12 protein-coding genes and 1 other annotated feature are annotated in these 11,658 nt (G+C 39.4%); all 12 genes read left to right on the forward strand.

Annotated features, from left to right (window positions below):
- Positions 1-12: 12 nt before the first annotated feature.
- The 12 genes from IV45_RS04190 to asnS all read left to right on the forward strand — a co-directional run bounded on the left by IV45_RS04190 (position 13) and on the right by asnS (position 11,624).
- Entirely contained in the window at positions 13-1,074 is a 1,062-nt protein-coding gene (locus IV45_RS04190; protein WP_057740980.1) for a phage tail protein, read from the forward strand.
- Positions 1,064-1,303, forward strand: a complete 240-nt coding sequence (locus tag IV45_RS04195) for a hypothetical protein (protein WP_057740982.1) — start codon at positions 1,064-1,066, stop codon at positions 1,301-1,303. The genes IV45_RS04190 and IV45_RS04195 overlap by 11 nt, the downstream gene beginning before the upstream one ends.
- Positions 1,304-1,389: 86 nt before the next feature.
- A complete protein-coding gene (locus tag IV45_RS04200) occupies positions 1,390-1,740 on the forward strand; it encodes a hypothetical protein (RefSeq protein ID WP_057740983.1) in 351 nt (116 codons plus the stop codon).
- 16 nt (positions 1,741-1,756) lie between these two features.
- Positions 1,757-2,377: a ribosome-recycling factor gene (locus tag IV45_RS04205; protein WP_057740985.1), complete on the forward strand. Its 621-nt coding sequence runs from the start codon at positions 1,757-1,759 to the stop codon at positions 2,375-2,377.
- Positions 2,371-2,982: a pectate lyase family protein gene (locus IV45_RS04210; RefSeq protein ID WP_057740988.1), complete on the forward strand. Its 612-nt coding sequence runs from the start codon at positions 2,371-2,373 to the stop codon at positions 2,980-2,982. The genes IV45_RS04205 and IV45_RS04210 overlap by 7 nt, the downstream gene beginning before the upstream one ends.
- A gap of 504 nt (positions 2,983-3,486) precedes the next feature.
- Positions 3,487-3,948, forward strand: coding sequence for a hypothetical protein (locus IV45_RS04220; protein ID WP_057740991.1), 462 nt, complete (start codon positions 3,487-3,489; stop codon positions 3,946-3,948).
- Positions 3,949-4,273: 325 nt separating this feature from the next.
- The gene (locus IV45_RS04225) at positions 4,274-4,879 is read left to right on the forward strand and encodes a hypothetical protein (protein WP_057740993.1); all 606 of its coding nucleotides are present in this window, start codon (positions 4,274-4,276) and stop codon (positions 4,877-4,879) included.
- A gap of 598 nt (positions 4,880-5,477) precedes the next feature.
- Positions 5,478-6,179, forward strand: a complete 702-nt coding sequence (locus IV45_RS08020) for a phage holin, LLH family (protein ID WP_083487261.1) — start codon at positions 5,478-5,480, stop codon at positions 6,177-6,179.
- A 647-nt stretch (positions 6,180-6,826) separates the two neighbouring features.
- A complete protein-coding gene (locus IV45_RS08025) occupies positions 6,827-7,258 on the forward strand; it encodes a hypothetical protein (RefSeq protein ID WP_057740999.1) in 432 nt (143 codons plus the stop codon).
- Positions 7,259-7,504: 246 nt separating this feature from the next.
- Positions 7,505-8,161 (forward strand): hypothetical protein, encoded by a 657-nt coding sequence (locus IV45_RS04250; RefSeq protein ID WP_057741001.1) that lies wholly within the window; start codon positions 7,505-7,507, stop codon positions 8,159-8,161.
- On the forward strand, positions 8,133-9,275 hold the full coding sequence (locus tag IV45_RS04255; protein WP_235807662.1) for a helix-turn-helix domain-containing protein: 1,143 nt from the start codon (positions 8,133-8,135) through the stop codon (positions 9,273-9,275). The genes IV45_RS04250 and IV45_RS04255 overlap by 29 nt, the downstream gene beginning before the upstream one ends.
- A 745-nt stretch (positions 9,276-10,020) precedes the next feature.
- Positions 10,021-10,266, forward strand: a binding site (T-box leader).
- 59 nt (positions 10,267-10,325) lie between these two features.
- Positions 10,326-11,624 (forward strand): asparagine--tRNA ligase, encoded by a 1,299-nt coding sequence (asnS, locus tag IV45_RS04260; protein ID WP_057741003.1) that lies wholly within the window; start codon positions 10,326-10,328, stop codon positions 11,622-11,624.
- The last annotated feature ends 34 nt before the right edge of the window (positions 11,625-11,658 follow it).

Genomic DNA, 11,658 nt, shown 5'->3' on the forward strand with positions numbered 1-11,658 from the left:
AATGTTTGGACAGTGGCTTATGATCTCGTTTATACTTCCAAAATTCAAGAAACGGAAGATTACACGACTATCACGACTGCAATCAAAGGAACTGGCAAACAGATTGAGCAAACTGATAGTGGTGCAAGTGGTGGTAATGGTGCTGTTGCTTCATTTGCGCGCCAATTTGTTGGCCGGCCATACGTGTGGGGTGGTAACACGCACAGTGGTTGGGACTGCTCAGGGTTTGTCGCTTATGTTTACAATCATTTTGGTATCCCAATGCATCAACCAACCACCTATGAAGAGTTTCAAGGCCAAGTCGTTGGTCCACCATATCAGGAAGGTGACATGCTCTTCTGGGGTGCTCGTGGTAATACCTACCACGTCGCTTTAGCTCTGGATAGCAACACTATGGAGATGGCGGCTAATCCTGAACAAGGAACAATAATTCAGTCGATTAATTCATGGCCTCCCGCTTTCGGTGTACGTAATGCTGCTATGGCCGCCAAAGTCAGCGGTGATAGTAGCAAGGATAATTCAGCCACCGACAGTACTAATTCAGATGCCGATTCTACTAATCAGCAGGCAAAATATACTTGTCAGGGTGAATACGATAGCACAATGGCAGCTGATGATAAATGGGGTAAAATTTGGGCTGATCCGTTTAGTAGTGACATGATTACTGATGAAGGAACTCTAAAACAAGCGCTGAAAAAGCAAATTCATGATTATCCAGATGTACAGTACACAACAGACGGGATCACGTTTAAGGACAGTCTGTCATGTGGCATCAAAAACGACATTACTGTGGGTAATTATGGTTATCTGCGTGATCGATACGGCGTTGATGTTAACGTTAGAATTCAAAGTTTTACTAAGTATCTAGATAGAAGCACAACGCACACTAGTTCGATAACTTTTGGTAATAAAATATTTGGAATTAATGAGTGGGACAGACGTGAAAGCTCTGCTAATGTAGCTTTGCATAAGGCGCCTAGAAAGCCAGAAACAGCTACACCAGCACCAGTTACAGGTGATGATATTCCTACGATTCAAGTTCCTCAAAAGGAAGATCATAAGAATGAAAAATGACGATTCCAATATGATCACTAAACGAGTGATTATTGATGTGCCAATGTATGACAATAAAACCGGTGAATATGGCATAGGCTACTCACCAGATAATGGCAAGACCCGGATTGTCCAGGAGGGAACAGAAGGTCGACATTACCATCAAGAGACAGATGCTGATCGGATCAGTGAACTTGTGTTTGATGGCTTCAAGATTAAGTCACCAAATGGGACGATCTGGAAAATTTAATTTGATAATGAAGGCGATTTGATTAAAGAAAAAGAGGAGTCGTAATATGCGATTCCTCTTTTTATATAGAAAGGTGGTTTTGATGCGTGATTAAGTTACATACAACGGATTTGACGACCGGAGATGGGCAAAATCTGCGAAAACAGCTAGCGGAAAACTTTAAGATTATTGAGAAAGAAAGCAGTCAGTTGCAAGAACAAATAAAACTGGTTAATCAGCAAGTTAGTGAACTTCAAAAGCAGGTAAGGCAGCTGCAGCCTGATAATGCAGATCACGAAAAACGGATCGAAAAGATTGAGAAGCTTCTTTTTGGCTTTGAAAAAGTTACTGTCACTGATCCATCAGACGACATTAAAGCAAGTCAACCAGCGGCGGTTGAATTTAACGATACCGATGGTGTAGACGATGATCCAATTACAACAGTAACGATTAATTAAAAAAAGGAGGTACAAAATGCCAGTACAAATTAAACATAGCAACGGCGGTAGCTTCTACCACTTTGCAATTGATATTGCCAAAGAGGGAGTTCAGCTCTTCGACCTTACCCCTTATGTAAAGAGACGGGTTGGCGACAACAACTTTGGACTACCAGTGGATTGGTATCGTCAAGGTCAACTAATGAATGTGAATGGAGCGTACAAGCCGGTTATTGACGGTTTAGTTGGTAACTACTCGTTTGATAAAAATGACAATCTGAAAATGGCTGATGATGCTAGTGTTGTATATTCAGTAGGGGAACCAGAGGATTGTGGTCCAGCCGGTCAAGTTACCTACTATTTTCCAGAGCAGATGTTCCCTAAAGAAGGTATCTTTAAAGGCTACCTTGGCTTGATTGATGACAAAGGTAATCGTTATTCTGGTGTCGATATTTGGTTCAAGGTTTTAGCTGGTAATGCAAGAATGGGCATTGCCTGTGACTTCTATATTGGTAAGCTTGAAAAAGCCATTACTACTGCGGAAGAGGATTTAAGGAATGCTAAGAAGTCCATGCAAGATGTCGTTGATGAGTTTGAGGCTAAAGTAGATGCTCTGCTAAAAGACTTGAACCAGCAGTTGATACGACTACTATGCTGACTGATTTACAATCCCAGATGGCAGCTCTGCAAGACAAAATTAAGAACGATCATCTGTTTACTGAAGAGGCAGCAAAGCAACTCGAAAATCGTCTGGCACTAAAATTGAGTACAGGGTATAAGCATACCTACGGAATGGTTGATGAGCTGCTATCTGATCAGACCTTAGGTGCTGGCATGTATGTGAAAACTGCAGGGTACTACACGATTAATGACGGAGGAGGAGCCGGGTATGTAATCACTTCAAATGAGTCGGCGAATTATAGTGAAAAGCTGAATAACGGTTTGTTTGCTGAGTTACTTTATGGAAGTGAACCTGTCGATGTCTTAACTTTTGGCGTGAAGAATGATGGTACCCAAGATTGTTCTAAATTAGTCAATGAGCAAACGAAGATTCACGTACTGTACTTTCCTGCTGGTAAATATCTCGCTAGCGAACAGTTAGATATCTATCACAATCTATATGGTGAAGTTGGCCCAGCAGGCATGTCTAAAGATGAAAAAGGATTAACCACGATTCAAAGTGGTATCACAGGAGACAGCACAAAATCATTAATCTGGAATCATGGTGATTCAACAATATCTCAAAGCTTAACCTACACCTAAATGACAATGAGAATGGGATTACTGACAATGGCAAATATGTAACACGCCTCAATGACATCTACGTTGATGGCATTAAGAACGCGTGTGGTATCAAGATAGATCGACCAGGTTCGAGGGCATCTGTCATTGATAATGTTTTTGTCAATAGTGCTGGTGCAAAATATAGTAGTAAGGGGTTTTACTACTTAACAGGCACAGATGAAATGCTTTCTAATTTTTGGTCAATGGGGTTTTCAAGTGGTATTTTTGCAGTTTACTGCCTTTTCTATGCAACTAATATTCATATTTGGGCAGGGCCTAATGATAAAGATTCTTAAGCAAGATCACGGGGAGCTGAGCTTCACAAGTCTAAAGTATTTTTTGCAAACCTATATACTGACACCGTGCGGTTTGCACTATCTTACTGATGGTAACTCATATATTTCTGCGAATAATTTTATCTATTTATATGATGATTCGCTTAATAGTATTAAGGATAAAATTAGTTGGAGCGGCTTTTTTTAGGTGAAGAAGAGCGACCATGTTGAAATAACGGGCGGCTACATATTTGTGCCTAAGTTTGTATCTATTACTTCCTTGCTTGATCCAAGCCATGTTCGCATTAACAGGCTCTTAATTACTGTTCCTGAAGAGCAAAATGCTGAAGACTATTATAGGAACTATCTACCGAACATGATTATGAGGTATGATCAAACGTATAACATCGAAGCAAACGGGATGGATGGTAAGTATGTAGAAATTGCTAGAATCCCGATTAAAGAGAGCATGTTTGGACAGGTTGTTCTAAAAATCTCAGATGCACATATTAACAACTGTCTTTTAACTGTTGAGTTGAATAATGGAACCGCCAGCCTAGTTGATACTGGAGGCAATCATTACGAAGATATTGCATATAAGATCATCAACAATTGGTTTGTTGTGTTCTCAAAGAGTATGATTCAAATCAAGTTTCTGCTATTCAGCTAGGTGGCTTGGGCCCAGTAAATTACAATTATATTCGTGTCACTGACGAGAAGCCTTTCCCACGGTTAGTACAAGATGATGATACTGGACTAACTCATCTTACAGTAGATCCTTCATCAGTAAAATAGCTGAACAGCTTATAAATTGTCGCCTATGAAACACACAGTACATAATAGGGACTTATGTCACAGCCCCTTTATTTTGGGCGGCTGTTAGGAGACAATATAGCAATTTATAATCCTTGGGAAATTGCAGTAATACTGTTTGTAATTTTAGCAATCTACGTTGTAGGATTAATATATCTTTGGTAATTGAGGGGATATATTTAATGAATTTACTACTAATGACTCAAAGTAATTTATATAATGATTTATATCAAGAAATAAATAGGCAAAATACTTTTTATTTTTGGATTATTGGAATAGTACTTACTATATCTATAACTATTGCTGGTTTTTTTGGAATCCTTCAATGGCGTTTATCTGATAAGCAAATTAAGCGTATGAAAGAAGAAACAAAAGACGAAATAGCAAATGAATATTCTTTAGAAAAAATAGAAGAGTTAGATCAGTATCAGCAAAAAGCAAAGATCTTACTGAAAAACATGTATTCACAGTGGCATGGTAATCTTATTACTAATATTTTTAAACTTATACAAGAAATAGGAAACGATCCTAAAACGGATGTGTTTTTCAAAATGGATGATTTTAAAATGAACATTGATGATTTTATTGACGACCCATTCTTAAGCAAAGAAAATACAGGAGTAAGTTTAATGGCCATCTTAACTAAACTAGAAAAAGATGAATTTAAGAGGCCAGAACAGGCTAGCGAAATGGCTAAATATGTTCGTAATAAGGGTAAAGAGTCATTACAAGCATATTATGATATGAGAGATAAAACTGTTGAAGAACTTAAGAATGTTAAATATTAAGTTAATCGAAAATAAAAACGTCCTTCTCAGGGCGTTTTTATTTTCTCCTTAAAAGGAGATGACATATTTGTTGAATAATTTACGTCACAATTATTTATGGTTTGTTTCAGCACTAGAGACTTACGGATTAGCAGCATATTTTATCGCAACTCATAGTACAGGCAATTTCACACCACCGCCCAACAGTGTGCTTGATATGCTGGACGATCCGCCATTTATCTTCTTACTAGGAGTAGTTGGCACAATCACTATGGTATATACGCTATGGAATGTTCAGTACTTTCATTACAAAGCTATCATGACAGCTTCGCTCACGTTTGTGTGGCTGCTTTTTTTATGTGGTTTTGTAATTCACGATCAAATGCGGGGTAACTTGCTAAGCGTACCTAGTATGTATTCATTATTCGTACTATTACGAATCGTTCTAACAGTAATTTTGAAAGGGTGAGACGAGGTGAGCGATCAAATACTAGCGACCTTAATCACCACTCTCGGTTCGATTATCGTTGCTTGGATAAGCGAAGTCAGCCAACCGAGAATGACCGATTAAGGGAGCAGAATAAAGAACTAAGGGAAAAATTAAAAAAGGAGAGGCAACATGAAAATCGTAAGTGAAATTTGGAATTACTCATTGTCTACAGGGGTGTTCTTCGCTGTCTCAGCATTTGCTTGGATGTATATTCGGCCAGTGCTAGAGCAGAAGAAGCAACAAGCTAAAACGGTACAGGAAAAAGAATTAATCAATTTGATTGAAGGCCTGGCCGACACTGTTGTGACTTCGCTAGTCAGCCGCACTGATATCACAGGTCATGATAAATTTAAGGCAGCTACTTCACAAGTACGACATAGCCTGGACGCTAAGGGCTTAAGTGCAACGGAGGGAACTATTCAAACAGCCGTTCAGTTAGCTTATGAAAAAAGCAATTTAACACCAATTGTCAAGCCAACTGAGGGTATGCAGACTGGAGTGGTATTTAAAGCCATTGACGTGTCTGGATATCAAGCACAGGCACAAGCAGCATCATGGTGGCAGAATGCAAAGCAACATGACATTCAAGGTGGCATTGTTAAGTTGTCAGAAGGGACAAGTTATCGTAACCCCTACGGTGAAACGCAAATTGCAGCTATTAAGGCTGTAGGGTTAAAAGTGTCCGGCTACCATTTTGCTCGTTTCGTTGGTAATGCTGATTTAGCTCAGCAAGAAGCCAATTATGCCGTCAGCACCGCGCATGCAATGAATTTACCCAATGGATCACCACTAGTCTTAGACTACGAGTTGCGGCATGGTTGGGCAAAGTAGTAACACGCAAGCATGTATTGCTTTTTGCCAGGTTATCAAGCAATCCGGTTATGTGCCAGTGTTCTACTCATACTCTGGTATGAATCAGTTATGGAATTACGAGGCAATTTATCAAGTAACAGGTGCTCATTTCTGGTTAGCTGCTTACCCACACATGGGGGTGCCGTTTCAGAACCTGACTACAATTATTTTCCAAGCATTTCAACACATACCGACGCTTGGCAGTATACTGATAACCTTTTTGGCTGGGGTGTCGATGGTTCAGTAGATTTTACGGGGGTGTTCACAATGGCAGATAAAATTATCTCAGGCGGGTATTTTGACGTAACGGTAAAGAGTTTACCGTAACTGGTTGGTTTGGCGGTCAGCGGGCCCAAGGCAAGCCATATACTTATATCATTGTAATTAATGAAAAAACAGGGCAAGAATATTGTCGTGTTAGGGTTGATTTAGTTAATTGACCAGATGTGCATAGATCCTAATGGTGATAGGTTAGGGTTCGTTGGTACTTTACCTTATACATCAGCTATGGCCAATCAAGCCTGTACAATTATCTTTAGATACTCTGATGATGCGGCGGCAATGGCAATTGCTACGACTACAATATAGCCTATAGATTTGACAAATCAGCTAGTTGGCTAGACAACATGGCAATTCACAATGGCCAATTAGTTGTCTCCGGTTGGTATGCTTCTGACCGTTCGATTTGTAAATACAATACCTTTATGATTTTGTACGACGTACTAAAACTAAATAGGAAAGAACTACAACGAGCAACGGTTAAGCTGAGTGATCGTGCAGACGTAGGGACTGCTAACAAGGACATTTTTAACAGCCAGCATAGTGGATTCTCTTCAGGATTTAAGTACAGTGCTGACTTATGTGGTCGGCAGTTACAAATAATTATGAGATATTCTGATGCTGAAAACGGTGAGGGTCACTATGTTGACTATTGGTTTAAACCATTTAAAGCACCAGACATTCCCGTGCTTGGTGGTAACATTGAACAACAGTTTAAGGCAAAGTGTGTTAAGGTAGAAAGCCAATCTGATGGCACATCTTTGATCATAGTTAAATAAAGTGTTGGCCAGCCCCAAAGGACTGGCTTTTTTTGCGTTATACTAAAAGGCCGCCCAGCCGAAAAAAGCTCCAGTTAAGTTGCCAGGTCACCCAGTAAAATGCACTTACGCAGTCCAATTAGGAAACACCTTGTCGGATATTGTAGCTGAGTGCGACATGAACTGGTGAGCATTGGTTTAAACTTTACATTTTTTACAAAAAAAGGTAAAATGTTAACATCAATTAACCAAGAAAAGAGGATTCAGATGTTAGAAAACTATTTAAAAAATCATTGTCCCTTGGAAGTGCCAGGATTACTGTCGTTAGCTATTGAAAAGGCATATAAACAGCTTGACGATACAATAAAGACTGTGCCTATTCTGCAAAAAGATGAAGCTCGAAAAAGCTATGGCTATCTTAGGAATGCTTTTGTTGATGTTGCTATTGAAAGTGTATTTGGTGAATTAGATCACGATTGTATTATCGAAACAAAAAAAGTGAATCCAGATAGAAAAAACAGTTACACATATAAAATGTTAAAGGTACCCGGTGCACATATTACTCCAGTTAAAAGCCAGTCGAAGGGGTCTTTTCCTAGAAAAGCAATTTATAGAGATAAGGGAAGTTTATTAAATTATCAAATGAGTTTATTTGACGAGCAACGTCATTTTAATAATGATAAAGCGCCTTTCATGCTGTTGACTTATGGTGGAGTAAATTATAAGTTAGATTATGTTATGCTTGGGATTCCTGATTTTGAAGATAGAAATTGGATTGATTTAGTACCAATTAAAGGGAAACCCACCTTAATTAGTAGTAACAAAGAAAAACAAGTCAACGATAAATTCAAACTGTCATTGACAGAAAAGGCAAGCCAGATTAGGAGGAATAATAATGACTCAAACGGGGGAAATGCTATTTGATCCTCAAAATCTAACGTATGCACGTATTGCAAGAGGGTTTACTATGAAGCTTTTATCGGAAAAGAGTGGAATTTCGCGTCAAACTATATCCTCTTATGAATCTGGGAAGAGTGTGCCCCGAGGTAAAAATTTATTAAAATTAAGCAAAATATTAAATTTCCCAATTACTTACTTCAATACTAAAATGAGCCCTTTAAGCTCAGAAGGTACTTTTTTTAAAAGCCGTGCCTCATCAACAAAAAAAGCTAGAGACATGCAAAAAGTAAGGTTAATATATTCGAATAGTATTTACGATGTATTATCAGACTATGTTAATTTTCCGATTGTTAATATTCCCGCTCCACTTGAAGAGAATCTAAGAAATATAACAAATGAAAAAATAAAGAAAATGGCACTATTAACTCGAAAAAAATGGGGCCTTGATAATGAAGAGCCCATTAACAATTTAACTAAGCTAGTTGAAGCTAATGGCATTATTATATCTCAAGCCAATTTACAAGAGAAAAAGATAGATGCTGTGTCTAAATGGATAGCCGATAGACCGTTTATTTTATTGACAGATAATAGGGAATCTGATGTTCGAAGAAGGTTTAACATTGCACATGAATTAGGTCATATTTTGCTTCATTCTAATATTGAAAGCATTTATGAACTGTCCAACACAGATATGAATAAGCTTGAAAATCAGGCAAATGTTTTTGCCAGTAACTTACTTCTTCCGGATCAAGCATTTATTAGGTCGGTGGTATCGACTAGTATGGAAGGGTTTATTGAGCTAAAAAAATATTGGAAAGTTTCTATATCTGCTTTAATTATGAAAGCGCATAAAGTGAAATTACTAAATGAAAATCAATATCTATATTTGAATAAAAAGCTTTCATATAATCATTGGAGAAAATCTGAGCCTTTAGATGATAGTATTCCTTTAGAAACACCAGATCTATATGACGCAGTATGTAAACTAATTATTAATAATAATGTATTATCAAAACAGGGATTAAAAGCAAAAATGAAATTGCCTAATGACGAGTTAAGTGCATTAATAAGTCCGGACTTTGCTAATCTAAATCAAGAAGATAAACCGAAATCATTAAAGTTGCACATAATTAAATAACTCAGTAGTACAGATTAGTCAATATTAAAAAAAGCGCTAACCGAAGCTAGCGCTCGGATTACTACTTGAGTAACCACTTAATTAATTGTTTTATGTGCTTACTAGGCACAACAAGAAGAATAATGCACCAATGCAACAATTGGGACACCTCCCAACGTGCACAAATTCGGGTAGCTAACCCGGCGTGCATTAATCATTGTATCATGAAACTGGTGTGTTATAATATTAAGTACAAGAAGATAATGCCGGCGTGCAAAATGACCTCAAGTTAGCTACTTGTTGTCGAACCGGTTGGGGCGCTTAATAGGCGCTCTTTTTTTGTACCTAAAATCATACGTGAGAAGTGGTGGCCAAATTACCATCAAAGTAGAAAACAAAAACCGGTGCAAAGTGTAATGGTTTGCACCGGTTTTTTACCACAAAATTACCACCTCATTTCAACGAGGAAACAATCAGCTTAATCTTAGCTAATCGTGTTGAAAATTAATTCTTTCTATTAATTAAAGCTAAAAATAACATGTTAGATCCGATTAATATTTATTAATCGCGGTTAATATTAGTAATACTATTCGAAGCGTTCATGGCCGTCTTGAAGACCGATGAAGAAATTGACGATAAGTAAAATCGGTCAACCAACCGACTTGATGTTATGCATGTATTGAGCCCGTTAACTAATTTGTTTGCAAGAATTCTGCAGCCAGTGCTTGACTTAAACTAAAGAACGGCTAGAATAGTGATTGTAGATTAAAAAACGATAAGAAAGACGAGTAAACGTTGGTAATTCGTCCAGTGAGCTAAGGATAGTGCGAGCTTAGCAGACCCTGCCTCGTTGAAAAACCCTTTCCAGTTGCTAACCCAAATGGTTATTCCAAAGTAGACTTAGCCGTCACCGACACGTTATCGTCGGATGAGTATAGTTTGTACTCACTAAGAGATCCGATTATTCGGATAATTTGGGTGGCACCGCGGAAAGAAGCCTTTCGTCCCAGAAGCAGGGGACGGAAGGCTTTTTATTTTGCGTTCCAAATTAATATGATGGGGGACTTAAAAATGGACCAGATTACGATTAGTCAAGCCAAAGATTATGTTGGTAAAGAAGTTCAGTTGGGTGTTTGGTTAACTGACAAGCGGTCTAGCGGGAAGATTGCCTTCTTGCAGCTGCGTGACGGTACCGGCTTCTTCCAAGGCATTTTGAAGAAGAACCAGGTATCTGAAGAAGTCTTTGAATTGGCTCGTCACGATATTCACCTGGAAACCAGTATGGTAGTTACCGGGACCATTGACGAAGATAAGCGTTCCAAGTCAGGCTACGAAATTCAGCTGAGCGACATCAAGATTGTCGGCAAGAGTGACGATTACCCGATTGGTAACAAGGAACATGGGATTGAATTCCTGCTGGACCACCGTCATCTGTGGTTACGTTCACGCAAGCCTTGGGCATTGATGCGCATTCGGAGTCGGGTAAAGCTGGCCACGATGGAATTCTTTGACAAGCATGGCTTCACTCAGTTTGATGCACCAATTCTGACTTCATCTGCTCCAGAAGGCACCACGGACCTGTTCGATGTTAAGTACTTTGACACGGATGCTTTCCTGTCACAATCTGGTCAATTGTATGGTGAAGCTGGTTGTATGGCACTGCGGCGGATCTACACCATGGGCCCAACCTTCCGTGCTGAAAAGTCCAAGACCCGTCGTCACATGACCGAATTCTGGATGATCGAACCTGAAATGGCTTGGTGCCATGAAGAAGAGAGTGAACAGATTCAAGAGCAATACGTTGCTTACCTGATCCAAGACCTGATTGACCACTGTGCCAAGGAATTGGAAATGGTTGGCCGTTCCGTTGAAAGCTTGAAGCCATTCACCGAATTGCCATACCCACGGGTAACTTACAAGAAGGCCATCGAAATGCTGCAAAAGGGTGGTTTGGACGTTCAATACGGCGATGACTTTGGTTCACCAGAAGAAACGTTCCTGGCTGACCAATTCAAGAAGCCAGTCTTCATCAAGAACTACCCACGGGAAATCAAGGCCTTCTACATGCCAACGGACCCTGAAGATGATCGCCAGGTTATCTGTGCCGACCTGCTGGCTCCTGAAGGCTATGGTGAAATCATTGGTGGTTCAGAACGTTCATACGACTATGAATACATCACCAACAAGCTGGAAGAAAACGGCTTGAGCAAGAAGGATTACGGTTGGTACGATGACCTGCGTAAGTACGGTTCAGTTCCGCACTCTGGTTTCGGGATGGGACTGGAACGGTTCTTAGCTTGGGTCACCCTGCAGGACCACATTCGTCAAAACATTCCATTCCCGCGGATGATCAACCGGCTGCGTCCTTAATCGTAATTAATGCAACACAAAAAGAGCTTGGCAT

The sequence above is a fragment of the Limosilactobacillus secaliphilus genome, from assembly GCF_001437055.1.
GTDB classification, from domain to species: Bacteria; Bacillota; Bacilli; order Lactobacillales; family Lactobacillaceae; genus Limosilactobacillus; species Limosilactobacillus secaliphilus.

What these genes read in the sequence shown, in the direction of transcription:
- IV45_RS04255 (WP_235807662.1), top strand. Translation starts at nt 8,133, where the DNA reads ATGACTCAAACGGGGGAAATGCTATTTGATCCTCAAAATCTAACGTAT.
- IV45_RS08020 (WP_083487261.1), top strand. Translation starts at nt 5,478, where the DNA reads ATGAAAATCGTAAGTGAAATTTGGAATTACTCATTGTCTACAGGGGTG.
- IV45_RS08025 (WP_057740999.1), top strand. Translation starts at nt 6,827, where the DNA reads ATGGCAATTCACAATGGCCAATTAGTTGTCTCCGGTTGGTATGCTTCT.
- IV45_RS04205 (WP_057740985.1), top strand. Translation starts at nt 1,757, where the DNA reads ATGCCAGTACAAATTAAACATAGCAACGGCGGTAGCTTCTACCACTTT.
- IV45_RS04195 (WP_057740982.1), top strand. Translation starts at nt 1,064, where the DNA reads ATGAAAAATGACGATTCCAATATGATCACTAAACGAGTGATTATTGAT.
- IV45_RS04250 (WP_057741001.1), top strand. Translation starts at nt 7,505, where the DNA reads ATGTTAGAAAACTATTTAAAAAATCATTGTCCCTTGGAAGTGCCAGGA.
- IV45_RS04210 (WP_057740988.1), top strand. Translation starts at nt 2,371, where the DNA reads ATGCTGACTGATTTACAATCCCAGATGGCAGCTCTGCAAGACAAAATT.
- IV45_RS04225 (WP_057740993.1), top strand. Translation starts at nt 4,274, where the DNA reads ATGAATTTACTACTAATGACTCAAAGTAATTTATATAATGATTTATAT.
- asnS (WP_057741003.1), top strand. Translation starts at nt 10,326, where the DNA reads ATGGACCAGATTACGATTAGTCAAGCCAAAGATTATGTTGGTAAAGAA.